This is a genomic window from Streptomyces sp. NPDC057486 (assembly GCF_042802415.1).
Classification (GTDB): domain Bacteria; phylum Actinomycetota; class Actinomycetes; order Streptomycetales; family Streptomycetaceae; genus Streptomyces; species Streptomyces yanii.
In genome coordinates, this window is the sequence record NZ_JBHVEE010000061.1 from 28256 (window position 1) to 54763 (window position 26508).

The 26508-nt window shown below is 69.4% G+C and carries 24 protein-coding genes and 1 pseudogene; 13 read left to right on the plus strand and 12 right to left on the minus strand.

From position 1 onward, the window contains the following. Positions 1-50: 50 nt before the first annotated feature. The 9 genes from ACFU6I_RS26230 (at position 51) to ACFU6I_RS26270 (ending at position 10222) form a co-directional block, all read left to right on the plus strand. Positions 51-1715, plus strand: coding sequence for an ABC transporter substrate-binding protein (locus ACFU6I_RS26230; protein ID WP_384371117.1), 1665 nt, complete (start codon positions 51-53; stop codon positions 1713-1715). After that, complete coding sequence (locus ACFU6I_RS26235) at positions 1712-2671, plus strand: ABC transporter permease (protein ID WP_384371119.1); 960 nt, start codon at positions 1712-1714, stop codon at positions 2669-2671. Before ACFU6I_RS26230 ends, ACFU6I_RS26235 begins: the two co-directional genes overlap by 4 nt. Beyond that, positions 2668-3528 (plus strand): ABC transporter permease, encoded by an 861-nt coding sequence (locus ACFU6I_RS26240; RefSeq protein ID WP_384371121.1) that lies wholly within the window; start codon positions 2668-2670, stop codon positions 3526-3528. The genes ACFU6I_RS26235 and ACFU6I_RS26240 overlap by 4 nt, the downstream gene beginning before the upstream one ends. Beyond that, positions 3525-4505, plus strand: a complete 981-nt coding sequence (locus ACFU6I_RS26245) for an ABC transporter ATP-binding protein (protein WP_384371123.1) — start codon at positions 3525-3527, stop codon at positions 4503-4505. Before ACFU6I_RS26240 ends, ACFU6I_RS26245 begins: the two co-directional genes overlap by 4 nt. After that, the gene (locus ACFU6I_RS26250) at positions 4498-5295 is read left to right on the plus strand and encodes an ABC transporter ATP-binding protein (protein WP_384371125.1); all 798 of its coding nucleotides are present in this window, start codon (positions 4498-4500) and stop codon (positions 5293-5295) included. The genes ACFU6I_RS26245 and ACFU6I_RS26250 overlap by 8 nt, the downstream gene beginning before the upstream one ends. Before the next feature lie 67 nt (positions 5296-5362). After that, the gene (locus ACFU6I_RS26255) at positions 5363-6520 is read left to right on the plus strand and encodes an agmatine/peptidylarginine deiminase (protein ID WP_384371127.1); all 1158 of its coding nucleotides are present in this window, start codon (positions 5363-5365) and stop codon (positions 6518-6520) included. An 886-nt stretch (positions 6521-7406) separates the two neighbouring features. After that, the gene (locus tag ACFU6I_RS26260) at positions 7407-7601 is read left to right on the plus strand and encodes a hypothetical protein (RefSeq protein WP_384371128.1); all 195 of its coding nucleotides are present in this window, start codon (positions 7407-7409) and stop codon (positions 7599-7601) included. A 573-nt stretch (positions 7602-8174) separates the two neighbouring features. Then, positions 8175-9518 (plus strand): endonuclease domain-containing protein, encoded by a 1344-nt coding sequence (locus ACFU6I_RS26265; protein ID WP_384371130.1) that lies wholly within the window; start codon positions 8175-8177, stop codon positions 9516-9518. Positions 9519-9979: 461 nt separating this feature from the next. Continuing rightward, the gene (locus tag ACFU6I_RS26270) at positions 9980-10222 is read left to right on the plus strand and encodes an LAETG motif-containing sortase-dependent surface protein (RefSeq protein ID WP_384371132.1); all 243 of its coding nucleotides are present in this window, start codon (positions 9980-9982) and stop codon (positions 10220-10222) included. Positions 10223-10520: 298 nt separating this feature from the next. Here the strand turns inward: ACFU6I_RS26270 and ACFU6I_RS26275 are convergent, their stop codons facing one another. From ACFU6I_RS26275 to ACFU6I_RS26330, 12 genes and pseudogenes are all read right to left on the minus strand, one after another. Further along, positions 10521-11246 carry a restriction endonuclease gene (locus tag ACFU6I_RS26275; protein ID WP_384371134.1) on the minus strand — a complete coding sequence of 242 codons (726 nt, stop codon included), beginning with the start codon at positions 11244-11246 and terminating at the stop codon, positions 10521-10523. 36 nt (positions 11247-11282) lie between these two features. After that, the gene (locus ACFU6I_RS26280; RefSeq protein WP_384371136.1) at positions 11283-11963 is read right to left on the minus strand and encodes a restriction endonuclease; all 681 of its coding nucleotides are present in this window, start codon (positions 11961-11963) and stop codon (positions 11283-11285) included. Then, positions 11963-12175 (minus strand): hypothetical protein, encoded by a 213-nt coding sequence (locus ACFU6I_RS26285; RefSeq protein WP_384371138.1) that lies wholly within the window; start codon positions 12173-12175, stop codon positions 11963-11965. Before ACFU6I_RS26285 ends, ACFU6I_RS26280 begins: the two co-directional genes overlap by 1 nt. A 444-nt stretch (positions 12176-12619) precedes the next feature. After that, on the minus strand, positions 12620-13135 hold the full coding sequence (locus ACFU6I_RS26290) for a hypothetical protein (RefSeq protein ID WP_384371140.1): 516 nt from the start codon (positions 13133-13135) through the stop codon (positions 12620-12622). Between the two features lie 425 nt (positions 13136-13560). Next, positions 13561-15876, minus strand: a complete 2316-nt coding sequence (fxlM, locus tag ACFU6I_RS26295; protein ID WP_384371142.1) for a methyltransferase, FxLD system — start codon at positions 15874-15876, stop codon at positions 13561-13563. 206 nt (positions 15877-16082) lie between these two features. Beyond that, entirely contained in the window at positions 16083-17159 is a 1077-nt protein-coding gene (locus tag ACFU6I_RS26300; RefSeq protein WP_384371144.1) for a GNAT family N-acetyltransferase, read from the minus strand. After that, complete coding sequence (locus ACFU6I_RS26305; RefSeq protein ID WP_384371146.1) at positions 17156-18574, minus strand: phosphotransferase; 1419 nt, start codon at positions 18572-18574, stop codon at positions 17156-17158. The genes ACFU6I_RS26300 and ACFU6I_RS26305 overlap by 4 nt, the downstream gene beginning before the upstream one ends. Further along, positions 18571-19431, minus strand: coding sequence for a class I SAM-dependent methyltransferase (locus ACFU6I_RS26310; RefSeq protein ID WP_384371147.1), 861 nt, complete (start codon positions 19429-19431; stop codon positions 18571-18573). The genes ACFU6I_RS26305 and ACFU6I_RS26310 overlap by 4 nt, the downstream gene beginning before the upstream one ends. Next, entirely contained in the window at positions 19428-20630 is a 1203-nt protein-coding gene (locus ACFU6I_RS26315) for a protein-L-isoaspartate O-methyltransferase (protein ID WP_384371149.1), read from the minus strand. Before ACFU6I_RS26315 ends, ACFU6I_RS26310 begins: the two co-directional genes overlap by 4 nt. A gap of 89 nt (positions 20631-20719) precedes the next feature. Further along, positions 20720-22204, minus strand: a complete 1485-nt coding sequence (locus ACFU6I_RS26320; RefSeq protein ID WP_384371151.1) for an NUDIX domain-containing protein — start codon at positions 22202-22204, stop codon at positions 20720-20722. A gap of 95 nt (positions 22205-22299) precedes the next feature. Further along, a pseudogene (locus ACFU6I_RS26325) lies at positions 22300-22635 on the minus strand (AAA family ATPase); the annotation flags it as partial. A 579-nt stretch (positions 22636-23214) separates the two neighbouring features. After that, positions 23215-24249 carry a hypothetical protein gene (locus ACFU6I_RS26330; protein ID WP_384371152.1) on the minus strand — a complete coding sequence of 345 codons (1035 nt, stop codon included), beginning with the start codon at positions 24247-24249 and terminating at the stop codon, positions 23215-23217. 42 nt (positions 24250-24291) lie between these two features. On the opposite strand from ACFU6I_RS26330, the gene ACFU6I_RS26335 reads away from it, so the two are divergent. The 4 genes from ACFU6I_RS26335 to ACFU6I_RS26350 all read left to right on the plus strand — a co-directional run bounded on the left by ACFU6I_RS26335 (position 24292) and on the right by ACFU6I_RS26350 (position 26487). Further along, positions 24292-24630: a GNAT family N-acetyltransferase gene (locus ACFU6I_RS26335; RefSeq protein ID WP_384371154.1), complete on the plus strand. Its 339-nt coding sequence runs from the start codon at positions 24292-24294 to the stop codon at positions 24628-24630. Between the two features lie 426 nt (positions 24631-25056). After that, a complete protein-coding gene (locus ACFU6I_RS26340; protein ID WP_345513434.1) occupies positions 25057-25275 on the plus strand; it encodes a hypothetical protein in 219 nt (72 codons plus the stop codon). Then, positions 25268-25804: a DUF6879 family protein gene (locus ACFU6I_RS26345; protein ID WP_384371156.1), complete on the plus strand. Its 537-nt coding sequence runs from the start codon at positions 25268-25270 to the stop codon at positions 25802-25804. The genes ACFU6I_RS26340 and ACFU6I_RS26345 overlap by 8 nt, the downstream gene beginning before the upstream one ends. Continuing rightward, the gene (locus ACFU6I_RS26350; protein WP_384371158.1) at positions 25801-26487 is read left to right on the plus strand and encodes a Scr1 family TA system antitoxin-like transcriptional regulator; all 687 of its coding nucleotides are present in this window, start codon (positions 25801-25803) and stop codon (positions 26485-26487) included. The genes ACFU6I_RS26345 and ACFU6I_RS26350 overlap by 4 nt, the downstream gene beginning before the upstream one ends. Positions 26488-26508: the final 21 nt, after the last annotated feature.

The window sequence follows — 26508 nt, forward strand, 5'->3', positions numbered from 1 at the left end:
CGGCCGCCCTGCCCATCTGCCGCCGCCTGCCGCACGGAAAGAGCGCCACGATGACCACTCCACCCCCGCTCAGCACCAGCAGACGCCGCGCACTGCCTGGCCGGTACGCCGCTGTGACCGCCGCACTGTCCTCTCTCGCGGTGCTGGCGGCCTGTTCCGGTCCGCCCGACGCCACGGCGGACCCCTCCGACAGCTTCTTCGTCATGTCGGCCGGCACTCCCCGGGCCAGGGACGGGATCGACTCGTTCACGTGGGCCGTGTACGCGGAGCCGCCCACGCTCGACTACACCGTCGCATTCGACTACCCGCAGAACACGATCCTGTCCAACGTCTGCGAGAGCCTGATGCGCTGGACCCCGGGCCTCACCACTGAGCCGGGACTCGCCCGAAAGGCGTCGAACCCCGACCCCACCACCTGGGTCTACGACCTCCGCGAAGGTGTGCACTTCCACGACGGCCGGACGATGACTGCCGACGACGTAGTCTTCAGCCTCGGACGTCAGCGGGACCCGGACAACGCCGCGGCCTGGGCCCAGGTCTTCCAGAACGTCGCCGCCATCACCAAGACCGGTCCACTCCAGGTCACCGTGAAGCTGAGGAAGCCCGACTCGCAGTTCCCCCAGTACATGGCAACGGCCGCGGGCGTCGTAGCCTCCAAAGCAGGCGTGGAGAAGGCGGGCAGGGACTACGGAACCGCCGGCAGCCTTGCCTGCACCGGCCCGTTCAAGCTCGGCGCCTGGCACAAGGGCCAGTCGATCGAACTCGACCGATTCGACGGCTACTGGGGGACCAAGGCGAAGGCCGGCAAGGCCGTCTTCCGCTTCCTGACCGATCCGTCCGCCCGTATCAACGCCTTGCTCAGCGGTGAGGTCGACGGCGGTTACCTGATCCCCACCGAGAGTTACGCCCGCCTCAACAAGAGCAGCGCAGGCACTCTCTACTTCGGCGAGGGCCTCAGCACGGTCAACGTCAACATCACCAACATGAAAGGTCCGCTCGGTGATGTCCGCGTACGCCGCGCGCTGTCCCTGGCGCTGGACCGCTCCGGGTTCGTGAACGCCGGCCTGGGGGGAGCCGGCAGCGACACCAGCTCGCTCACCACCCACGCCGCCTGGGCCCAGGCGTCGGAGCAGACACAGAAGGCGGCCTTCGACGGCCTGCCGCCGACGGAGCCGGACCTCGAGAAGGCCAGGGCGCTGATCAAGGAAGCCGGCGCGATCGGCGCGAAGCTGACCGTGGCGACCAGCTCCATCGGTCAGGACGTCTCCCTCCTGGCGACCGCCGTCCAGGCGGCCGGCACGCAGATCGGTCTCGACATCCGGCTCAAGTCCATCGCCCCCAACGCCTTCACCGCCCTGTTCACCGACCCCGGCGCGCGCGAGGGCGTCGACATGTTCCCGCTCACCTACTACGACTCGATCACCGACCCGCTGGACCTGCTGGCCAACTTCAAGACCGGTGCCTACCTCAACTTCGCCGGATACAGCGACAAGCGCTACGACGAACTCGTCGACCAGGCCACCGCCGTCTACGACCCGGAGCGGCGGATGGACATCGAGACGCGGCTCCAGCAGCACACCGCCGACCAGCTGCTGTGGATCCCGGTTGCCGAGTGGCCCACCTCTGTGTTCCTCAACAAGAGGATCACCGGCGCTCCCACCACCATCGCGTACATGTACTACCCGTGGGCCGCTGATGTGGGGGCCGCACGGTGAACTTCCTGAGATTCGCCGCACGGAGGGTGGCGGAGATGGCGGCCACTCTCCTCACAGCCTCGTTCGTCGTGTTCGGCGCGATGTACCTGGCTCCCGGCTCCCCGGCGAGCTTTCTGCTCACGGGCCGGTCGGCCTCACCCGAAGCCGTCACGGCGATCAACGCGCAGTACCACTTGGACGACCCTTTCGCCGTCCGCTACCTGCGCTGGCTCGGCGACGTGCTGCAGGGCGACTTCGGGCGCTCCATCACGTATCGCACCGACGTCTCCCGCCTCCTCGCCGACCGCCTTCCCACCACCCTGCTGCTGATCGTCATGGCGCTGACCGTGGTCGTGACCGTCGGCCTGTTCCTAGGCCGGATCGCAGCCGTACGTGGCGGCGCCACAGACACGGCCGTTCTGATCGGCACCACGTTCGCCGTCGGCACGCCGTCGTTCGTCGCGGCCGTTCTGCTGCAAGGGCTGTTCGCCGTCAAGCTCGGTTGGTTCCCCAGCAGCGGTGCCGGCGACGGCTTCCTCGACGCGCTCTGGCACCTCACCCTTCCGGCTGTCGCCCTCGCTCTGTACCTGATCGGCATGCTCGCCCGGGTCACCCGTTCCGCCATGCTCGAAGCCCTCGGCAGTGAGTACGTCACCGTCGCCCGCAGCCGTGGCGTGCCCGAGCGGCACGTGATCCGCCGTCACGTGATGCGCAACGCCCTGGGCACCGTGCTGACCACTGGCGGTCTGATCGTCTCGACCCTGCTCGTCTGCACGATCCTCGTGGAAACCGCGTTCAGCGTCGGAGGGATCGGCCAGCTCCTCGAACTCGCCACCAGCACGAAGGACTTCCCGACCGTGCAGGCCATCTCATTGATCATCGTGGCCCTGTTCATGGCGGTGAACCTCATCGTCGACCTGCTGCTGCCGGTGGTCGACCCGCGGATCACCCTGGGCTCGAGGAGGTCCTCCGCATGACAGCCGTCCTCACCCGCAGACCCGGTCTCTCCAAGATCCGGTCCGCGTCCGCCCGCTCACCGCTCTATGCGCTCTGCCTGGGCGTCGTCGCACTCGTCGTCCTCTCCGCGCTGCTCGCCCCCTGGCTGGCCCCCTACGACCCGAACGCGGTCGACCTCGGGAACGCCCTCGCCGGCAACTCTACCGACCATCCACTGGGTGTCGACGCGGCCGGTCGGGACACGCTCTCCCGGCTCCTTCTCGGAGCTCGCGCCTCCCTGCTGGGCCCCCTCGGTGTCGTCGTCTTCTCCACCCTCCTCGGTGTCGCCGTCGGCATGGCCGCGGCCTGGCGGGGCGGCTGGCTCGACTCCGTGCTGTCCCGGAGCACGGAACTCGTCATGGCGTTCCCCGGCATGCTGCTGGCGATCCTCATCATCTCCGTCTATGGGGAGGGCCTGCTCGCCCCGGTCGTCGCCCTCGCCGTGGCCTACCTCCCCTACGTCAGCCGCCTCACCCGCTCCCTCGTCCTCGCCGAACGCGAACGCCCCTACGTCAGCGCCTACCAGGTCCAGGGCCATCCCGCGCTCTCCATCTGCGTGCGCCACATCCTGCCCAACATCGCCCCGGTCGTCCTCGCGCAAGCCACCATCAACTTCGGCTACGCGCTGATGGACCTCGCCGGTCTCTCCTTCCTCGGACTCGGCGTACCTCCGCTCACCCCCGACTGGGGCCGCATGGTCTTCGACGGACAGACGGCCATCCAGCACGGCTATCCGTTGTCCGCGGTCCTGCCGTGCGTCCTCATCGTGCTGACCGTTGTCGCGTTCAACGTGGTCGGCGAGCGCTGGGCCGACCGTGTCGCCAGGAGAGACCGATGAACACACTTGACATCGAGGGCCTGAGAATCACCCTCCCCGGCATCGCACGGCCCGTGCTCGACGGCGTCGACCTGACCGTCGCCGAAGGCGAAACCGTCGCCCTCGTCGGCGAGTCCGGCTCCGGGAAGACCCTCACCTCACGCAGCGCCCTGCGCCTTCTCCCGCCGGGCGCGCTCACCGAGGGCACGGTCGCCGTCGCCGGCGACGACGTCCTCACCATGAACGCCGAGCAGGTGCGCGCCCTGCGCACGGGAACCGCCGCCATGATCTTCCAGGACCCGCGAGCGGCCATCAATCCGCTGCGCCGCATCGGCGACTTCCTCACCGAAGGCGTCGTGCTGACCAAAGCGATGAACCAGGCCGACGCGACCGCTCGCGCGACCGAACTCCTCCAAGCCGTAGGCGTCGACAACTCCGTCCTGGGCAAGTATCCGAGCCAGGTGTCCGGCGGCATGCTCCAACGCGTCATGATCGCCGCTGCCCTTATGGGCGACCCCTCCCTGCTGCTCGCCGACGAGCCGACCACCGCCCTCGACGTCACCACCCAGGCCGAGGTCGTCGCCCTCCTCGGCCGGCTCCAGCAGCGATTCGGCACAGGTCTGCTGTTCGTCACCCACGACCTCGACCTGGCCGCCACGATCAGCGACCGTGTCTACGTCATGTACGCCGGGCGGATCGTCGAGAGCGGCCCCGCACACGGGCTGTTCGCCCACCCCCGCCATCCCTACACGGCAGCGCTGCTCGCCTCCACACCCCGCCTCGACGCGCCCACCGGCCGGCTTGCCGCCATCGACGGCCAGCCCCCCGACCTGCGCACGACCCTGACCGGCTGTCCGTTCGCCCCGCGCTGCCTCCTGGCCACGGAGGTCTGCGACCAGCAGAAGCCCGAAACGCGATCTGCCACCGGACGGCCCGAACACCGGGCTGCCTGCCACCACAGCGACCGTCTCGAAAGGAACGCCGCCGCCGATGCCTGAGCATGCCCTCCAGGCCGTGAATCTCACCCGCAATTTCGGAGCCGTACGAGCTGTGGACGGCGTGTCCTTCGTCCTGTCGAGAGGAGGGTCCCTCGGCATCGTGGGTGAATCCGGCTCCGGGAAAACCACCACCGCCCGCATCATCGTGGGCCTCGAACAGGCCGACTCCGGCGAGGTCATCGTGGGCGGAACACACCGGCCCGCGACCGTAAGCGGGCGCGCACGGCGTCTCGCCCGCGCACGCGAAGTGCAGATGGTCTTCCAGGACCCCTACCTCTCCCTCGACCCGAGAACATCCGTCGAATCGGTCCTGCGCGAGACCCTGCGCCTGCACTTCCCCGACCGGAACCACACACTTCGTGTGCGCGAACTCCTCGACCAGGTGGGCCTCGCCACGCGGGCCGCCGACGCGAGGCCCGGACAGCTCTCCGGCGGCCAGCGCCAGCGCGTGGCGATCGCGCGAGCCCTCGCTGTGGAGCCGGCCGTGCTGGTTCTGGACGAGGCGGTCGCCGCCCTCGACGTGTCCGTCCAGGCACAAATCCTCAACCTGCTCACCGACATCCGTGAACAGACCGGCATCGGCTACCTCTTCATCACACACGACCTCGGCGTGGTCCGTTGCGTCACTGACGACGTCATCGTCATGCGCCACGGCCGCGTCATCGAGACAGGCGCCACAGCCGACGTGCTCGCCGCGCCCCGACACCCCTACACACGACTGCTCCTGGACTCCGTGCCGCACCCCGGCTGGGACCCGGAACAGATCGCCGCCGCCCGACGGGCAATGTGACGCCACGTCACCGAACCCTCTCCGTACGGCCTGCATCCTTCCACGGGCAGACAACAGGAGGCATCACGTGAATGACAGCACACCCCGCACGCCCTCGGTGCCCGGGCCGAACAGGCGCAGATTCCTGACGGCCGCCGGACTGACTGCCGCGGGCGCTTCCCTGGCCGTCGCCCAGGGAAGCGCCGGCGCCACGCCGAGCCGGCGGCCCGCCGCCAGCACCTACCGCGTCCCCGTCGAGGACGTCCGCCACACCCGCACCTGGATGGCCTGGCCCGACAGCACCGCGATCTGGAACGGCGGAACACTCGGCGGCATCCAGGCCGACATCGCGCTCATCGCCCGCACCATCGCCCGGTACGAGCCGGTCATCGTGTGCGCCAACTCCGCGAGCGCGGCCAAAGCGCGGTCCATGTGCGGCGCGTCGGTCACGGTCATCAGCTCCATCCCCGTCGACGACTGCTGGATGCGGGACACCGGCCCGGTGTTCCGCACCGACGGAGCAGGCGGCCTCGACGCGGTGGGCCTCAACTTCAACGGCTGGGGCAACAAGCAGACCCACACCAGCGACGCGCGCGTCGCCGAACGGGTCGCCTCGTACGTGGGTGTGCCGTTCACCTACGCCGACTTCGTGGGCGAGGGAGGCGCCGTCGAACAGGACGGTGCGGGAACCCTGATGGCGACCCGCAGCAGCCTGCTCAACCGCAACCGCAACCCCGATACGTCGGAGCGCGCGCTGGAGGCCGCGATGTATGACGCGTACGGCGCGTCCAAGGTCATCTGGTTCGACGGCGTGTACGGGCAGGACATCACCGACGACCACGTCGACGCCACATCGCGCTTCCTCGCCCCGGGTGAGGCCCTCGTCCAGATGCCCCTCGCGACGGACAACGACGCATACGCCAAGGACGCCCGCCAGCAGTACCGCATCCTCACCGGGTCGACGACCGCCGCCGGCCGGCCGATGGACGTCATGCGGCTCCAGGGCCCGGACTACGAAAGGATCCGGTCCGCCCACCCCGACTTCCTCGCCTCGTACGCGAATTTCTACCTCTGCAACGATGCCGTCATCTGCGCGCATTTCGGCGACTCCCGCGCGGATGCTGCGGCGAGGGCCACGCTGGCCCGCCTCTACCCCGACCGCGTCATCGAGCAGCTGAACATCGACCGCCTCGGCACGGGAGGCGGCGGCATCCACTGCGTCACCCAGCAACAGCCCGCGCTGTAGCAAAGGCCACCCCCCGACCGGCATATCTGCTGGTCGGAGCCTTGCTCGGGATACGCCCGGCAGGATTCGAACCAGCGCACGCGGCTCCGGAGCAACCTACGTGGTGAAAGCGGCGCCGGCTGGAGGGCAGGACCGAGGGTGAGATCGAGTCGATCGATCTCACCCTGCCAGCCCTCAGGGACAGCGCGCTCGCGAGGGGCCAAGAGGTCCTTGTGGAGCGACACGTAATTCCCCAGCGGCAACACCAGAGTCCTCCCCATGGGGATCCTGGCGCTGCTCCGGCATGACCATGAGGACGCCGCTCTCCTCCGGAGCCGCCCGACTGCCAGCCGATGCTCAGGGACGCGGCGGACCATCGAGGAGGTCTGCTCGCCCGCGCCGTGTCCGTGGACGGGTGAAACTGTGGCTACGTGGAGCGCGAGATGAGCCGCCGTCGGCGGTCGACCGATAGCTGTAGGCCTCGGCAGGCCAGGCGGCCGAGGAGTCGCGGTGGTCCACGTCGGCGACCTCGCCGGCATCTCCGACGGCGAGCCGAGGGCTGGCCACCCACCCGCCGGCGGAGGGCTGCCGCTTGCTCACCAGGTCGAACGGCCCGGTAAACAGTAAGCGCAGGGGGGAGTCGCCATTGCGACGCGGCAGTAGCGCCTGTCAGACGCCATGACGCTCGTTTGACGCTCCCGACCTCTTAACGGACGGGCAACGGCCCACGGAAATGCTACTGACCTGCATGTTTGCCGTTCCTGCTCCAGTCGCACATCCTTCCGATGACGCACCATGTGGAGTGCGTGGCGATCCATGAGTCCGCCTCAAAGGGCTCCTGACCTGCCGTTTTGATGGTGCGCATTATGTGCGGTGTGGGCGTTACAGGCGATATCTTGACGCTGAAATGACCTCGCGAAGCGATCGCGGTGTGCTGGCGTTCGTCGGTGAGGCCCCGGACATGATGGGGCGGTGCCAGATCACCCGCTGGATCTACTCGGCCGATGTTGGCCGACGCGCGAACCCCTATCCGGGGATCGACGCACTGCGCGAGGCACTGACCAGGCCGTCGGGCAATGCCCGCACCGGTACGGCCGCGTGACGGGATCGGCTGGTGGACGAGCCCGACGACAACTGACTCAAGGCCGACGGGTGAAGGAGAACGGCCAGTCGACCCTCACCAGGGCGGCGCGGTCGAAGTCCGGTTGGCCGCCGCCCGGCTCCAGTCCGGGTGGTCGGCCGGGGCGTCTTCATCAACGAAGCGGATCACCTCGCGCGCCCAGGGCCTGCAGCAGATTCAGGCTGGGGCAGCCGACCAGCACAGGGTCAAGTGACGCCATGGCGGCACCAGCCAACATCCTGAGCATGTTCGCTGATGTTCGATCCCAGCTCGTAGCCTCCCTGCCCGAGGTGCACACGGCCCCAAAAATCCACGAGCATGGGCCCCAGCGACTCTGTTGCTCAATTCGTCTGGGCTCGGGGACTGCTGATGTGCGAGGGCGACTTGCCCAGTTCTTGACGTTCTGGTGGTGAGGCTACGGGCACGGGAGGTGCTGACGAACCAGATGCTCAGGAATAAGGAGTTGCGGGGCAGGGGATGCGGCGTGGGCGGCGGCCTGGCTGACCGAGGCGCTTGGAGGCCCGTTGCCGCGTTGCAGGCCGTTAGCCTGTCGGTATGTCAGAGCGTGTCATGCCCGGTCGCACGGACGGCCTGATCACCCTGGTTGCCGCGGACGCTCTGTGGGTCGATTTGACGGCCGGCAGTGCTGTGCCGACGGCTTCTGGGGCATTCACCTGCTCTCCTGCCCGTGCCCAGGTGAGGTACGTCCTGCTCGGCGGCCATGTGGTGGCGACGGTGAGGGCGGGCAACGGTCAGTGGAGTGTTCCGGAGGTTGAGGTGCGCCGAGCGGCCGCGGAACTGAACGCGGTTGGGATGGATCGGCAGGACCTGGTCCGCGTCGGTCCGTTTCGTGGGGCGCCGAGGCAGGAGTGCTACGAGGAAACGCCGCTGCGTTGGCGCCAGCGCATCACGGGGGAACTGCAGCAGCTGGGCGGCCCCGAGCGAGCAGCACGACGTGAAGTCGGCCGGCCATACCATCTGGCGGGGATCGACTGGCGACAGATACTCGTGGAGCAGATCCGCGACGGGACGCAGCGCACGTGGTGGCTGCCGCGCGCAGTGGTCAGGCTGCTGGACGCGGCCGAGCACGCCGAAACGCAGTGGGTGCAAGCCGCGCGGACCCACCAGGCAAGCGCAGCCGTCACCGAGCCGCCCGACCACCCTCGGCAGGCCCGAGACGCCAGCGATCGGCAGAAGACGAGCCCCAAGGGCCCCACCGCCTCACTGCGCCCGTACAACAAAGAGCTGGAAGGCCAGCTGTACTCGGTGCTCAGCAGGAAGCCCGGTACCTCCCGCAGGGTGGCCGGGTGGGCGTGCGCCGTCTGCCGCACTGCGCCCGCCACCGTCCTCGACCACTGCCACGAACACGGCTACGTCCGCGCCCCCGTCTGCCAGTCCTGCAACACGCAGGAACGCCCCGACCACCTGTACAGCAACGACATCCGCGTGGCGAACCGCTACACACGCCTCTTCCACACCGACACCGACGACTGGCTCCGCCACTGGCACCGCTGCCCCGGCTGCCGCGCACGCACCACCCTGCCCCTGCCGCACCTCGCCGCATGGACCGCCCACATAGCCTGCCGATCGCTGCGCCCGACCCACCGCGCCCCCCGCGGGCGCAAGCCCTGCGGTGTCCTGCGCGTGTCCTGGACGGGCAGTCAGAACGCACCCCGTTCCTGCCTGCTCACTGTCGCCGTCGACTTGTGCCCCTCCGGCGAGCACCGTGTCCTGGCGCGAGTCACCTACCGCGATGCCGCTGAGCGGTTTCGTGCCTGGTTGGCCGAGACGGCCCCTGCCGTGGCCGCCGCGGCCGGCCCTGACCGCCTGGACGGCCTCCCTGCCCAGATCCGGCCAGTCATCGCGGACACCAGCGGCGAGGACCTAGAACTGTTTTGAGCGGGCACCGGGAGACATGACACCCCACCGTCACCTCGCAGCTGCTGGCTCCACGGTCACCCCGCACGCCTCAGCGAAATGCGCCATCAACGCTTACAAGGACTCGTTCGGCCCGCCGGCGTGGGGGTCTGTTTCAACGACCGGGTTCCCACCGAGTTCGTCCTGGCGTTCACCACCGTCCTCGCCACGGTGTACGAGCAGGGGCCGGACGCCTACCTCGCCTGGCCGGTCTCCGGGATCGACGAGCACGATCCCTTCCTCGCCGTCGTCCCGCTCCTGAAACAGAGCTGGAAGATCGACCGCCCGCGCTGGGGCGTCTTCGCGGTCCAGGCCCCGGACGGGCTCGCCAGCATGGAGTTCACCACCCGCGACCTCAATCCGGAAGCCGAGCTGACGACGCGGGAGGCCTGCTGGCAACTGTGGGCGGGCAACTTCATCGACCGGACCGGCCGACCCCGGAGATGCCCGGCAAGGACGAGGACACCTCGACGCCGTCCGCCTCGGGTACCCCGACGTCCGACGAGACCGTGTCGAGCACCGCGGCGCCTGCCCCCGCGGGCTCGCTCGCGCACACCGGTGCCGACGCCACCCCGTGGCTGATCGGCGGCGCCGGAGTCCTGATCGCTGCCGACGGAGGCGCCCTCTTCGTGGCTCGCCGCCGACGCACGGACAACTCCACCGACGACGGCTCCACCGCGAGCTGACCTCACCCGCTTCACTCCGCAAAGCCCCCGGGATCGAATCGTTCGATTCCGGGGGCTTTGTCGTGGGCCCTTATGCGTGCCATGATGCGCCGCCACTACGTGAAGTCCTCGGAGTGGACGACGATGTTCGAAGACATCGACCTCTGCCTCGTCAATGCCGGGTTGCTGCATCGCACCTCCGGAGGGCGCACGTATGAAACAGGAGACGTACAGAGAAACGCGGCGCTGAGCTCACACGTTCTGCTCCGACGCGAACGACGAATCGAATTGATATCCGCTCAGGTGTCCCGGCCTTGGGTCATTGCGTCGTCTTCGGGAGGCCCAGGACCTCGTACAGGTGTTGGCCGTGGGCCCATCTTTTCAGTTCGGGACACCCCATAAGGATGAGGTCATGGTGTGCGGCGAAGTTGATGGCAGGCTGGGTGAAACCGTTGAGGCCGATCATGATGGGGACATCGGCTCCGTGGTGCAGACGTGCGGTTCCGTTGAACTTCTGCACGTGCCCTGAGCCGACCGGGTTCTGATACTGCTTGCATTGCAAGATCAGAAGCCGGTCGTCGTGGTCACGGGCGGTGACGTCCACGCCGAGGTCGCCGGCGCCTCCCACCCGCCGTGTGCCGCGGAACCCATCACGGGCCAGAAGATCGGCGCACGCCTGCTCGAAGCCCGTCGCGCTCATCGCGGCGAGCTGCTTCATCTTGAAGGTCAGCACGTCCGGATCCACCGTCTCGACCAGCGCAGCGGTGGAGGCGTAGTCCTCATCGCCACCAACGTAGGCGTACGTTCCGGCGCCAAACAGGGAGGACAGCAGCTTCGCCAGGAGGATGAGCGTGGCCAGGGCGCCGACGGCGATGCTGCCGGTCCACCAGGGGTGATCGGAGATCAGCCCCCACAGGTCCATGGTGATCCACCGGCTGACGTCGTCCGTGAGCCACTCCCACACCATCTTGCCGATGGCCAGCGCAAGGACGGCGTACAACAGGAACTTCAGCAGCGGGTCGAGTGACCCGTCTTCGTCGAACACCACACCTCCGGAACGTTGACGATGGGGAAGTGCCTGTCAGGCGGCACGGTTGAACCGGCTGCGACGGGAGCGTGCGGACAGTCCGAGGAGCTCGTGCAGGGCGGTGCCGTTCTCCGCCCAGCGCCGGAGCTTGTCCCGGTCGACCCAGAAGACGCTGTGCCGGTCGCCCCAGGCCATGGCGTTACGGGTGAAGGTGCCGTTGGTGACGACGACGGCGTGGTCGGCCCGGTGGGCCGGGCCGGCCGTCCCCTTCACCGCGTACATCACCGACGACCCCACCTTCCCGCCAACCCGTGTGTGCTTGGCCTGCACGACGATCCGGCCGCGGTGCGTGTGGTCACCGATGACATCGGCTGCCTGATCGCCACCACCGCCCACGCGTCGTGCCGGCCAGCCGTCGCGGACCAGCAGATCCCGCAAGGCGTGCTCGAACTGCCGGTCGTCCATGGCGTCGAACTCGGCCAGAGTGATCCGCAGCCTGGCCAGCCGCTCGGCGTCACGCCGCCGACCGCGTACGGTTCGCGCGACCCGCCAGACCCCGATGGCCCCCGCCAGCAGGACGAGAGCCAGCAGTAACGGCCACGCGTCTTGGAGCGCCTTGACAGCTGCGGCCGCCATCCGTATGGCCAGGACCAGGACGGCCAGCGCCACGACAGCAGCCGAGAGGACCTCGGGCGCGCCGCGTGGGCGTCGAAGGCGTGACCGCTTGCGTCCCATCAGCGGGCGACCGGGGTGGAGGCGGCCGGCTGCGGTTGTGCGGGCGGAGTCGTGGTGGCTGCCTCGCCGAACCCGAGCACCTGCCCCCATAACCAGACGCCGGCCGCAAGGCCGGCGATCATCCAGCCGCTCATCCGCTTCGCGCTCCGCTGCTTCGGATTGCGGCGGATGTGTCCGCTTACTCGGTGGAACCCGTCCGGCACCTTCGACATGGTGTCCCCTCCCGTCGGCGAGCCGCGGTCGCGGGCCCGTCCCTCAAACTGGTGTAGCAGCGGACACTGACAGAAACTGATGGATCATCACGGGTTCGAACCGGGTCAAGGCGTCATCAAGCCAGCCGCATCGCACCGTCCGTTTGCCCGTCGGACTGGCAGCGCGAGCTGCTGACATCGGCGGACGGGCTCGCCAACTCCTGCACGGAGACCGTCCCGCTCACCGCAGCCTCGCGAGATCTTGTGACTGGGTGCTTCTCACCTGCGCAAATCGGGCGTCGTCACCTGCGGCGGTATCGCGAGAGCGAATGGCGAAAAGCAGCAGGAGCGAAGGCGCTGCCGTGCTGCGACGGTGCCGCCCTCGAGCTGCAGTCACCGCGGCCTTCTGAAGTGCGCCGTTGCGTGTGAACGCCCCCAACCGAGGCTCGGATGTGGGACCCAGGGCTACCGAGATGACAGCGGCGGAGCGGTCAGCCACCTCTTAACCTCGGCGGTCGGCGGAGGGACTGGGCCGTACGACCCGAGGGCCTCTGCGATCGCTTCGGCGAGCTCGTCTATCGTCTGGACCGTGTGCCGAGGTGGGGTGATCCAGATCCGCGGCTCTGCATCGGCGCCGTCTTCGTTGAGGATGAGCTGCGCGTACAGCTGTTGGTGTCCGTCGGGGCCCTGCTCGTAGCCCCAGGTGCTGTATCTCTCCCAGCCCGGCAGCCAGAACGGGTGAGGTCCGCCTTGCGTCAGGTCCGGCTTTGCCGGTCGCGGCTTCGGGGGCCTGGTGTAGGAGGGGCCGTAGACGATCTCCCACAGCCCGTCGCTGTGCTCGAGGACGTCCATCTTCACGTGCTGCTGGAGCCTGCGCAGCTGTTGGCGGAAAGCATCCGGATCCGTCTTCTGGACGATACGGGTCGCCGGGGGCGTGGGTGCGTTCGGCCAGAAGGAGCAGAACCTTGCGGGAGGTCTCATCGATGATGCCGAGACTGTGCACGTAGGCGGTGGCGTGCCTGCTCATGCGGGCGGTCCTCCCCTGGTTGGGACGCGGTGGCGGGAGCCATTCTGATCACGCTAACCAGCGTCGGGGCCCCCTTCGTGGGGTTATTGATCAGCTGGCCGAAAAGGTACCAACTAGCCATTCACGCTGCTCTTTTGCGCTCTGCTGGTCGTCTGGGCCGGTCGCTAGCCTGCCCATCTTCCGGCTCTATAACGTCTCCTGCCCGGTCTGCCATGCCGGTCTCGATACGCGCTGTCCGCTGGTAGTTGGGGCCGGTGGGGAGGAGCCGCCCGATGCGCGGCCTCCACGGCGCCTCGTTCTCGGGCGGCCAGGTCCTCCCTCCGGCCGCGGCCTCGTCGGCCTCGGGCGGCCCGGGTTTCGCGGGATCGGCTCGTCGAAGTCAGCCAGGCTGTCCGCCCGCCGCGAGCAGGCCCTCCGCCCCGTCGTGAATGCGGCCAGGCCACTGGAAGACGAGCCTCGCGGAGGGCTTGTCGAGCAGGTCACCGGCCGGCAGTTGCTCGTCAGGGGTGCAGGCAGGGTGGACGGTCATCGGTGGGTAGCCGCTCTCGTGCACCCTCCGGTCCCAGGTGCGCACGCAGTCGGCGAAGCGCTCCGCCAGCTTGTCGGCGGCCGGGCCGTAGGCGTGGATGAAGAACTCGGTGAGACGGTCGACCGGATCCGAGGCGTCTTTGACCTTGCGGTGGGTCAGGTAGGCGAGGGAGCCGTCCGCCACCATTGCGGCCGCGTCCTGCTGCGTCACCAGCGTGGACCCCTCCCGGACGGCCAGGCGGCAGAACCCCGGCAGCGTGGTCGCGGCATAGACCTGCAAGGTCTCGAAATTGAAGACACCGCGGACGACGAGCCCTGTGGCGAGCTCGTGCCGGGGCCCGCGCAGCGCCTCCTCGAGCCCAGCGGCATCGCCAGGAGCACCGTCTTCCCACCTCACGACAACTTCGCCGTCGGCCAGACGGACAGCGGGAGCAGTGCGGGCGGCGGCGCCGCGGTCCCGCACGAAACCGCAGTACGTCCAGTGCTCGGTGTGCAGCACGTCACCACGCCTGACCAAGGTGAGGCAGCGGGTGTAGCCGCCCATCTCCAGTGGCACCACCAACCGTGCCCCCTCGGCAAGTTGCTCCCGCCAGGCCGGGGCAATGTCTGACGCGTTGTGCGTGATCACCACCCCTTGGAACCCCGGGGCGGGGACGTGGCCGGGCGCGCCGAGTCCGCCGTCGCCGAGGACGGCGGTCACCCGGCCGCTGCCGGCTTCCGCGCACAGCCGCTGCGTGCGGTGCACCACGTACGGGTCGACGTCCACCGTCACCACGCGGCCGCGCGGTCCGAGGACGTGCGCGAGCAGCTCCGCGTTGTACCCGCCGGATCCGACTTCCAGGACGGTCATCCCCGGCTCCAGCCGGAGTTGCTCGATCATGTCGGCCTGGAGCCAGGCTGCCGAGACGGAGCTGAGTGCGGTCTCGGCGGACTCCCGGACCGTCACCACGGCGAGGTTGTCGTGGTAGGCCGTCTCCAGCGGGGCCTCGGGAACGAACCGGTGCCGGGGGACCTCGCGCAGCGCGGCCTGCACCCGCGGGGAGGGAGCCCAGCCCTTTCCGATTACTCTGTCCGCCATCCGCTCGCGCAGCCGCGCGGCCTCGGCGGGCTCACCAGGCACTGGCGGGACGGTGGCGGCGCACGGGTAGGAGTGGACAGGCGGCAGTCCCGGCAGCGCCCCGGGCCACACCGCGGTCAGGGCCTGTGCGGAGGGCGCGAAGATCTTACCCAGCGTGGCCAGGGTGTGCAGGTCGTGCCACTCCCAGCGCAAGAAGCGGTGCGGCTCGGGCAGACCGAGTTCACCGCCCCAGCTGGTGACGCGGACCACGGGGGTGATGCGGCGTACGTCCAGCCGGTCGTCGTGGAGCACGGTGATGACATGAGCGTCCTCCACGCGCGCCGTCAGCCCAGTCTCCTCCGCCAACTCCCGGATAGCAGCGGACGGTGCGGCTTCGCCTGTCTCGATCCGGCCGCCGGGCAACTCCCACATGCCCTGAGTCGAGCGGCCCAGCAGGACCCGCCCGAACGCATCTGTGACCACCACCGCGGCACCGAATACGGCCTGCGGCTCGGGCCGCAGCTTCTCTTCCACGCTGAACGTTCCGGCCGGGCCGCGCAGGAACAGCACCGCCAGCCCCTCCGCGTCGAACCGCTCGACGTGCCCGAAACCGTCGGTGAGCGTGGCGAGTTCGTCCCCGTCCAGCGCGATGTGGCGTCGTTCTTCGGGTGTGTGCTCCGCAACCGGGGTGATGATGACGAGTGCCCCGTCCTTGCGCAGCCGCGCGGCCAGACGGCGCAGGACCCGGGTGCGATCGCGGATGAAGGCGACGGACAGACGGATGACGATCAGGTCGTAGCCGTCCTCGGCGAGGTCGGCCAGGTCGTCGTGCTCCACGTCCCGGCACAGCCAGCGCACGGACTCCATCTCGGCGTGCTCCGCGCGGGCCCGCGCGAGGGCGCCCTCGGCGAAGTCCACGGCGTCGACGGTGTACCCGAGCGAGGCGAGGTAGGCGGCCATCTCGCCGGTTCCGCAGCAGACATCGAGCGCGCGGCCGCCCTTGGGCGCCGGCGCGTGCTCGACGAGCAGGCCCATCTCCTCCTCCCCAAGCCGCCGGAAGCCTCGCCCGTCGTTGTAGTGCTCGGACCAGTCGGCCCGGGTGTATCCCACAGATCGCTTCTCATTCGTGAAAGGCGGGGTGGTGGCGTGGTGTTGCGGCAGTTCGACAGGGCCGTGGAGAGCGGCCGGCTGCTTGGTCTGCTGTTCCCAGTACCGGTCGCCGTACGACCAACACCGTCGTGTGGCGGGGTCACGTTGCCGTGACCCGGCCACCTCAGAACCGTGTGTGCAGTCGGGTAGGCCATCAGCAATGCTGCTCACTCGGTTCCCCAGTCCCAGGCGTCGAAATAGGCGGCCACCCCGGTCCGGCGGGCCTCGGCCACCGCACTGAGTCGTGCGAAGTCCCGAGGCGGCATCCGCTGCTCGCACTCGGCAAGAGGCAGCACGCGCGCTTTGTCGTGCTCGCGCGGATCCAAGGTGATGCTGCGGATCTGCTCCGTAGTGAGCTGGCCGCCGTCGAATACCATGCCGACCGTGCTGTAGGGCCACTCAGCGCCGGGCAGTCCGTACACCGTCGCCAGCAGCCGCGGAAGGCCAGCGATCGCTAGGCCCGTCTCCTCGCCGCACTCGCGCACGGCTGTCTCCCAGGGGCGCTCGCCGGGATCCATCGTGCCGCCCACCAACTGCCACGGGTGCGCGGGCGAGTAGACGGAGTGCAGCTGCAGCGGCCGGTCGTCCTCGTCGGTGAAGTACACGCAGGCGAAACAGGTGGCCTTCAAGACCGTCTCGGCGTAGAGCTCGGGCGGCATCCAGCCGGGGTCCTCACTGGCACCTGGCAGGCCATCGCCGCTCTCCTGGCTTCTGAGGGTGGCCGGCTCCTCCAGGCGCGTCATGCGCATCAGCGCCGCAGTCCCCGTGAACCCCAGCTCGCGGAACAGTGGTGCGGCCTCCTCGCCGGCATGGAGCTCGAACAGCGTGACGTGCTCGGTGTGGAGTTGTTCGAGGAGCGCGGTCACTACCGCCCTGGCGTAACCGCGGCGCCGCATGTCCGGGTGCGTGGCGACGGCGTGCATGCGCGCGGCCACCCCCTTGGGGTAAGCCGGTGCCGGGAGCACAGGGTGGATCAGGCCGAGTGCGCAGGAGGCCATCGAGCCGTCCGGGGCTTCGATGACGAAGGCCCGCGCGTCCCCCGACGCGGCCAGCCGGGGTGCCAGTTCGGCGGTGCACCGGCGAACCCACTCCTCGCTCAGGGGCTCGGACAGGACGTACTGGGAGCGCATCTGGATGATGCCCTCGGCGTCGGCGGGCGTCGCCGCGCGGACCGACGGCCGCATAGAGATGCCCGAGGTGTCCGGCGGGCCGACCGTAGTGGCAGACGTCATGTCGCGGCTCACGAGGGCTCCTTTTTTGGCGAGTTGTGTCGGTGTTCGGCGCGCAGGCGTGCCAGCGTCCGGTGGCCCCGCTCGACCAGTTCTGGATCGCCGTGAGCGGCACCGAACTGGATGCCGCTCACCGCGTCGAGCGCCATGTCGGTGATCAGTCGGGCTTCCTCGGCAGCGGTCAAGGACCTGCCGTACCCGGCCAGGAACGACTCGTGCAGGTCAGGGCGGCCGGCCCAGGCGTCGGACAGGCGGACCAGGTCGCGCACTGCGGGGCCGGGTTCGCTTCTTTCCAGGTCAATCACGGCCACGGTGCCGTCGGTGTCATCGCGCAGGATGTTGCGGAGCTGGAAGTCTCCGTGGGTCTCCACCCACTCCAGCGGCAGCAGGTTCTCGGCCTGTCGGACCAGCTCGCGGACGAACTCTTCATCGCCCAAGGCAAGATGAGAGCGCGCCGCCTCCAGGTGTCGGTCGGCCTTGCCGATAGCCGGGCCGCTGCCGACGGGGGCAGGGCGCGGGGGCGACGCCTCGTGGATACGGCGCGCCAGGGCACCGATGCGGTGGAAGGCCTCGCGCTCCTGTTCAGGAGCGAGGACCACACCGTGCATCGGTCGGCCGCGCAGCGCGGTGACGACGACAGCCCGCAGTTCGTTGTCGGCGGCCACCAGCCGGGGCGCGGCCGCACCCAGCGACCCAGCCCAGGTCCGTAGCGCGGTCACCTCCCGGGCATGGAATTTCTTGTTCTGGTGGATCTTCAGGTACCAGGTGCCGCCCCCGGCGCCCCGAATCCGCCACACACGGCTGTTCTCGCGCGTCCACGAGGTATCCGTCCACTCGGCGATCGCCCCCACCGCCCGCTGTGCGAAGGCCGCGACCGCGGTGTCGGGCCGACTGCTGGATGCCCGACCGGTCGCGTCCGGCACCAGGCGGAGACGGTCGGCGTCGGGCGTGTAGGCGATGGTGTCGCCGGGCAGCTGGAAGTGCACGGCGACCGGGGCACCGGCCCTGTAGGCGTCCAGGCCGGCACGGCAGTACGCCACCATCCCGTCCGGTAGGGCGTCCAGGCGCGCCCATTCCATTGCGTCGCACACGTCCGGCTTCGCGATTACGGGATCGCCCTTCCACTGCTGGACTTCGAAGAAGTAGCCGGTGCGAGAGGAGCCTTTCGGGCTGCGGTGGTGCACGGTGACGGCACCCCGTACGTCGTCCGGGTTGATGACGACACGGGTCTCCTCCCGTGCCTCACGCACCAGGGCAGCGACGACGTCCTCGTGCGGGCCGTCCAAGTGCCCGGACGGAAGATGCCACAGCCCGGCCGCATACACCTGCCCGGCCCGCCGCGACAGCAAAACCTCCGGGCCCTCCGCGCCCTCCCGGAGCAGAATCAGATGGACGTCTACCGGCTCGGTGTGCCGCTGACCACCGCTCACCGTGCAACCCCGGGACGCCGGGCAAGCAGGAGAGTGAAAACGGCGCTCTCCGACAGAGAGTCGCCCGCGGCGTGAGCGTCGAGCAGCGTCCGGGCCTCGGCCTCGAACGCGGCGTGCCGCTGACCGAAGAGCTCCGGACCTGCGAAGGACGTGCTGCGCAGGTAGCCGATCACGTCCTTCGGTGCCCAAGCACGGCCCACGGGAATGCGATGCTCGGTGACATCGCTCCACGCCGACGTGGCGAGGCCCTCCCCGTACGAGCGGCGTGGCTCGGAGTAGGTGGCACCCGTGCCGGCCCGACGCTCGGAGCCCAGGTAGTGCTGGATCAGTTCGCGCAGAGCACGAGTCCAGTCGGCCTCGTGAGTCCACAGGCTGCCATCGCCCATGATCGCCACTGTGGCATCCGGGGCAGCGACCCGGTCCGCCATCGCGAGCACCGCCGGACCGTCCATCCAGTGGAAGGACCGGCAGCAGGTGACCAAGTCCGGTGCGCGCGTCTCGTCGTCGGGCAGCGGGCCGTAGGCGTCGGCCGCGGCGTGGACGAGGCGGAGGGTGCAACGGCCAAGCACGGGAACGAGCGCGTCCCGGGCCTGGTCCAGCATCTGCCGACTGACGTCGACCGCCTCGATGTGCGCCAGGCCGGGTACGGCGGGCAGGAGCGCACGCGGCACCTGCCCAGTGCCGGTGCCCAGGTCCAGCAGCACCGGATCGGGAAGATCCCGGACGGTGTCGGCCAGCAGTTCGGCGGCCTCGGTCGGCACGCCCGGCCGGTAGCGGTCGTACTCGGCGGCGGCCGCGGCGAACAGTTCTTCCTTGCCCGCAGGCAGGTCCGGGAAGGGATCGTCGGGACAGGTCACGTGGATGCTCCCTCGTCGACTGGGCGGGGGGTGGGAAGGTGCCAGGACAGACGGCCGCACGCCGACACGGCCTGCTGGCCACCGTCCGCCTCGAAGAGGAGGCGGTAGCGGTTGGGGCTGCCGGCCGCCCGCCACCGAACGACCAGGTCCTGAATCTCTTTCCAGATGTCGCGCGGCCCGTGGATGGTGACGTCCCAGCGGGAGCGCCCCACCGGCTCCACCCGCAGCCACGAGCCGCAGGCGGGCGCGCCGATCACCAGGTGCTCGGCGCCGAAGTCGCGCACCAGCCCGCCGAGGAGGTGATCCGCCGCCAGCCACAGGCCCTGGTCGGCGTCCGCGGGCGGCGCCAGCATGCTCCGCTGGGCCCAGGTGCCCGGCTCGGTGGCGATGCGTTGCCGGAACTCCTCGCTGAGCCAGATCCGTTCCATGCCGTGCCCGGCCCGGTGGGCGAACTCCACGGCCCGCAGCTCCGCCGCGATCCGCCCTTCGGCGGTGCGCTCGACGACGGCGAGGCCGGGCCACGACGGGGACGCGCTGGTGACGTGCGCCAGCAGCCGGCCCCCGGGGGCAAGCTGCTCGACGAGCGCCGCCGGCGCGCGCTCCACCGCGTACGACACGAAGATACGGTCGAACGGCGCCCGCGCGGGACACCCCTCGTCCCCGGACCCGCACACCACGTCCGGCCGGAAGCCGAGGCCGGCCAGCCGGACCGTGGCCGCGTCGGTGAGGTGCCGGTCCCGATCGAGCGTGACCACTCCCTGGTCGCCGCAGACCTGGCAGGCCACCGCGGCGGTCACACCCGTGCCCGTCCCGACGTCCAGCACCCGCTGACCGGCCCGCAGATCCAACTCCTGGAGCAGCGAGGCGGTCAGGCCCATCACCGTCGACATCGACGTGATCGACGCCCCCGACCGTGTCCCGCGCACCCGGCCCAGCAGCGGCTCCCCGTCGTGCTGGACGAGCACACTGATCCCGCTGTGCAGCAGCCCGAGCAGCTCGGGGCGGTCCTGCGGCGCCGACCAGTCCAGCAGGTCCCACCGCGGCGGCTCCTCACCCGGGGCGCTGCGCCGCACGTACGCCTGCGGCATCAGTACCTCGCGGGGCAGCGCGAGCAGAGCGTCGCGCACCGGCCCAGGCCGTAGCCCGTCCTTCTTCTCCAGCTCGGCGACCATCGCTGCCCGCGCGTCGACCGGATTCACTTCGGCAGCCGAAGGTGGGTGGCTGTCGGCCGGCCGTCTTGCTCGCCCTGGTGTCCGGCCGGCCGTGGCTGGGCTCGCGTCCCGGCCCGTCATCGCCCGTCCCACCCCATCTGCGAGTACAGACGCCCGGCGAGCACCCCGTCGATCGCCTGGCGGGTGTAGGGCACGACGACGGCCGGGAGATCCTTCGGGTTCCACCACCGCCACTCCACGCACCGGTCGGGCTCCAGGACGGCCGGGGTGCCGGACCAGGTGCGGGCCCGGAAGACGAGGCCGATACGCGGGCGGGCGGACGGCGAGTCCACGAGGTGGACGAGGTGCACGAGCTCGACGTCGCCCGGCTCGATGATCAGCCCCGCTTCCTCCTGAGCCTCCCTGACCAGGCAGCTGACCGCCTCCTCCCGCTCACAGTGCCCGGCCAGGAAGTGCCACGTGTTGCCCGCGTATGCCGAGTCGGGGTGGCGCAGGCCGAGGAGGATCCGGCCGTTGTTGTCCTCCAAATAGAGGTGGACACCGACGATGTGGAGTTCGGTCCCCTCCGGCGCCTCGTCACGCAGCAGCCGGGCCTGGGCCGGTGGACTGCCGGCGGGGGGATGCTCTGCCGCGTGCCGGTGGATCAGGTCACCGAGACCGGGGCTCAGGTGCAGCTGCTTCAGCGTGTCCGGGGTGAACCACCGCAGCAGCACGCCCTCTTGCAGATCCACCGTCTCCGGATCACCGCTCCAGCGGCACTCGAAGACCTGGATCGGCACCGCGAAGCCGTCGACGCTCGTTTCCTCCTCCAGGGCGTACGGCGTCAGGCCATGTACCTCCAGGCCCGGGACCTCTTCGGCGAGTTCCCGCCGCAGGGTCGCCTCCAGGCTGACGTCCTCCACCGTACGGCCGCCGCCGAGGAGAGCGAACGTGCCAGGGGCCCAGATGCCTTCACGCTGGTCCCGCAGGTGGAGCAGGTATCTGCCGTGGCCGTCGTGGATCAGAGCGGAGGCGTTGACGGGCTCCGGCCGCCCGTCGAGGCCGTGGGATTGGGCGTCCAGGAGTTTGGCGCGTAGGGTCGGGGAACTGACGTCGGCGAACTCAAGCCACCGGGCGCCGGCAACCTCATCGTCCTGCAACCTGAGCTGCGGATGCTGCTCGGGCACGAGGCAGAACACGAATCGGAAGTCGAAGTGCTGGTGCGAGACTTCGCCCTTGGCGGGGTTGGCGTCGATGTCGTGGACGTCGATGTCGATCGGAGCGCCGAGAAACTGCGGGGTCAGGCACAGGTCGCCCGGCCGGATGCCGGTCTCCTCGCACACTTCCCGCAGGGCCGCGGCCAGCAGGGTCCGGTCGTCCTCGACATGGCCGCCCGGAGCGAGGAGCAGCCCTGTGACCTTGTGGCCGATGTGCAGAACGCGTTGTTCCCGGTCGATGACCGCCGCGCTGCAGGTGACGTGACCGGGGAGGGTGGCACGGCCGGCCGGGGCGTCGGCGCTCTCCAGGAGGGACAGCAGCCCGGCGAGGGATTCCCGCTCATGCGGATGCCGGGCCAGATACGCCTCGGTGGTGGTGCGGATGTGGGAACGGGTGAGCGACACGTCATCACCTCGGGACGGCGTAAGAGGGGCGGGGAGGTCCAAGGCCGTAGGGGCGGCCGCTTCGGTGGGGCGTACTGACGTGGCGCCGGGACCGCTCATGCGGGGGTCTCGCGCTTCTCGACGCCCGGCTCGATCGTGATCTGGTAGGACAGCAACTGCTGGAAGAGGTCCGGCTGTTGGGAGAGCTGGGTGTAGGTACCCTCCTGGACGATGTTGCCGTCATCGAAGGCCACGATGCGGTCGGCGAAGGCAACGTTGGTGATGCGGTGGGTCACCAGCAGCACCGCCCAGTCCCGGGCGAGGTTCCGCAGCCGCTGCAAGATGCGCTACTCGGCGCGGGGATCGAGGTTGGCCGTCGGCTCGTCGAGGACCAGCAGCCCGGCTTGCCGGAAGAACGATCTCGCCAGGGCGATGTGCTGCCACTGGCCGCCAGGCGTCGGGCCATGTCCTGCATCCGAATTGAGCGACCGGCCGCCTCGCGGCTGCCGGTCAGGTCGACGTACCGCATCTGCGGCTCGGGAGCGGGCGCGGGCGAAGTGCCCGCTGGCGAGGGGGCGGACGGTCCGGCGGACGGCGCGGAGGGGGACGCTGCGGGGGTGGTGCGCGGTTCCGGAACACTGTCGGCTGATGCATCGGTGGGCTCACTCATGCCGCCCACCCCGTATCCGGACGTGCTGAGCTGAGCTTGTCGTCAACGCTGTGCGTGATCACGCCGGACCGCCGTTCGATTCCGGGAGGCTGCAGCAAGGGGGCAGGGGTGGGATGCATGGCGTGTCCTCCGTCTGGGCGTCGGTGTGGCACTGATGCTCTAAGAACGCACTGGACCTGGTCCCGTCACGGCCCGATCGGAGGACATTTGGTGAAAGGGAGTTCTAATGCCGGGGTGGGGCGGGCGGGCTCTGGGCGGTCGCGACTCAAACTCGTTCGATCAGGGCGGTTCACTCTTTCAGGGATTGCGGACGGCACGACCGGGCCGCAGCGGAAGTCCGCGGCGGCCGTGCGGCGGGTGTTCAGAGCAGGACCGGCGGGAGGGTGTCAGATGTTGAGCACGGTGAAGGCGAGGAGGGGAAGCGGCGGCCGTTGACCTGGAGGGCGAGGGAGTAGGAGCCGGGTGAGACCTTCCACCGTGTAGTCGAGCGCAGCGGGTGCGCCTTGGCGAGCCGCAGTTCCTCGCCGGGCTCTGCTGTGGCACGGCGCAGGAAGGAGACCTTCTCCCGCGGCTGGCCGTTCTGCCCCGCGGTGGCGATCACGATCATCACGTGGACTGGCGCCGTGGTGGTGGCGGTGAGAGAGGCGGAGAAGTTCAGGGTGTCGCCGTCGCGGAGTTCGGTTCGCTCCAGGGTGAGGGGGGTGAGCGCGATGGGCGCGTCGTGGGCGTAGCCGAGGATGGCGTAGGCGGGCGGCCAGCCCTCCTTCAGCCGGTTGCGCAGGGCGCCCCGGGCGATGAAGGCGAAGTGCTCGTCTGCGAGTCGGCCCGACTGCTTCCACCGCTGAAGGGTGGTCAGCACGAGGGCGGGCTGGCTGGCGGCGATGTCGCTGAGGTGGTTGGCGACGGAGGTGCGGATATAGAGGTGGGCGTCGTCGTAGAGCTGATCGAGGACGGGCAGTGCCGCGTCGGCGGGCAGGTGGATCCGTGGGGCCCAGGGCAGCAGGGGTCGGGTGGCCTCGCTCGCCAGTCTGCGTACCCGGAAGTCCTCGTCGCGGGTCCACGCGCCGACGGCCTTCATTGTCTCGTCGGGGAAGTCGGCGAGAAAGTGCCGCACCGGGAGCTCGGCGGAGAAGTACCCGGTCATGCGGGCCAGAGCGGCGAGCGCCTGGTCCAGGTGCTCAGCGGTACGCAGGTAGCGGGAGACGTAGTCGGAGTGGGGCGAGTAGAGCTGCAGGCCGAAGTCGTTGGTCACGCCGGCGGCCTCGGGCGTCGGCGGGAGGGAGCGCAGCAGGATGTCGAGCGCGTCGGGGCCGGTGACCGGAAGGTGGGCGTGCAGGCCCTCGCTGGTGCGGGCGATCCGGGCGCTGAGCTCCAGCCTGGGAAGGTCGGCCGTCACCGACTTCACGAAGCTGTTGGCGTCGAACTCGGGGCAGGCCGAATGGACTTCGCGGCCGATACGTTGCCGGCTGCCCGCGGCCGGGGTGTGGCCACCCGGGCAACGAGGGCGGTCACCAGCTGGGCCTTCCGGATGGCCGATGCCCGCCGGATCGAGATCGCCCACGCAGTCGGCAACGAGGCCTCCTGCCGGGTGGCCCACCGTTGCGGCTACCTCCCCGAAGGCACCCTGCGCGACTCACACCGCTTCGGCGATGGGACATACCACGACGAGCACCTGCACGCCCGCCTGGCCACCGACCCGGACCCGACCAACCCCACGGGGGAGCCGACGGTGTACGGCAACCCGACCACCGGACAGGCAAGCGACACGTCACGGTAGCTGGGCGAAGTCCTCGCCGCAGAACAACTGCCGGCCTGCTCGTTACTGACCCACGCTCCTAGGGATAGCGGACCGCCGGGGTATCCGGCAGCGAGTTTTCCCGTCCCGGTTCACCACCACGCTCTGAGCTGGGCGGTCAAACTCACCTGGCAAACGGCCAAGATCGCCTGTCAGAGGACAGAGGACAGAGGACAGAGGACAGAGGACAGAGGACAGAGGACAGAGGACAGAGGACAGAGGCCGTGGGTGGGGTGGCATGTGACCACGGAAGGGGCAGGGTCCGACACCGGGCAGGACTGCGCCGGGGCTGTGTGGTGAGCAATCAAGACAAGTCCCGGACGGCAGGAGAAATTTCGAGCAACTATCGAGTGGTGTCGAGCTAGCGCGAGCATTCTGAGGGCACGACCACTACGAAGGGTTGATCCCATGCCACTGGAGTTTCTCGGCAGCAGCAACACCTCCCAGGGCGGCGGTTGCCCGTCCTTCTACCGTGACACCGAGACGGGTGACATCGTCGTCCAGGGCAACAAGCTCACCGACGAGAGCAAGATCGCGCAGCTCCTCCAGGTGAAGCCCGGTGAGGAGTTCGTCGTCGTCCCCGCCGTCCTGTTCGAGTACCACGCTGCGAAGGTGACCAGTGCCTGAGCTGGTCAGCGGCCAGGCCTTCCTCCAGCTCTTCCGCGACTTCAGACACGTCGCGTTCCGCCTGGAGGTCCGCACCTCGTACGGCATCCCGGACGAGGACGAGCCCTACCGGCGCTTCCTCGAGGGTGATGATCCGGGCCTGGACTGGTTCGCGCCGTGGCTCGACCTGATGCGGGAGGAGACCGGGACGGGGAAGCGCGTCGAGCGCGTCCGCGTCATCGACTCCCCGCCCTCCGACTATCTCCGCTTCGAGCTATGGGGCACGCCGAACAACCTCGCGGCCGGCGAGGACATCCGATACCTCGCCCGGGACCAGGCCGAGGTCGCCGGACTGCCGAACTACGACTACTGGCTGTTCGACGCCCGGACCGTGGCCCGGCTTCGTTTCGACGACCATGACCGGTTCCTGGGCGTTTTCCTCTACGACGACCCCGAGGACGTCCTACGCCACGTGCAGTGGCGCGAGGCGGCATGGCACCATGCGATCACCTTCGAGGACTACCAGAAGGAGCACGCGCCGCCGCTGTGAGCGACTACCAGACTGCCCGGATAGCACTCGGCGCGCGGCTTCGTGAGCTCCGCGCCGAGTCCGGTCTGAACGGAAAATCGCTGGCCGTACGGCTGGGTTGGCCGGCATCCAAGGTCAGCAAGATCGAGACGGGTAAGCAGAGCCCGACCAGTGAGGACCTGAAGGCCTGGGCCGCGGCGCTCGGCGTACCAGAGACCGTCTCGGAGCTGATGGGCCGCCTACGGTCCCTTGAGACGCACTACGCGGCATGGCGCCGCCAACTGGCCGCTGGTGTACGGGCCAGGCAGGAGGCATGGCAGGCGACGGAGAGCGCATCGGCGACGGTGTGGAACTTCGAGTCAGCAGTGATTCCGGGGCTGCTCCAGACGCCGGAGTACGCGCGCCACATGTTCATCCGCACCACCACGCTGCATCGCACCGTGCAGGACATCGAGGCCGGGGTGAATGCCCGCATGCAGCGGCAGCAGACCCTCTATGCGCCTGGCCGGTCGTTCCACTTCCTGGTCTGGGAACCTGCGCTCCACATGCTGCTGTGCCCCCGGGAAGTGATGGCCGGCCAGCTGGATCGGCTGGCGGGTGTCCACGGGATGTCGACCGTATCCCTGGGCGGAGCAATGCTCAAGACCTGTGGATCGGGGCTCGGGTGGCACGCGAGGGGCGTACCTTCCCGAGTGATCGATTGAAGGTCACCGAGTAGGCCGGCG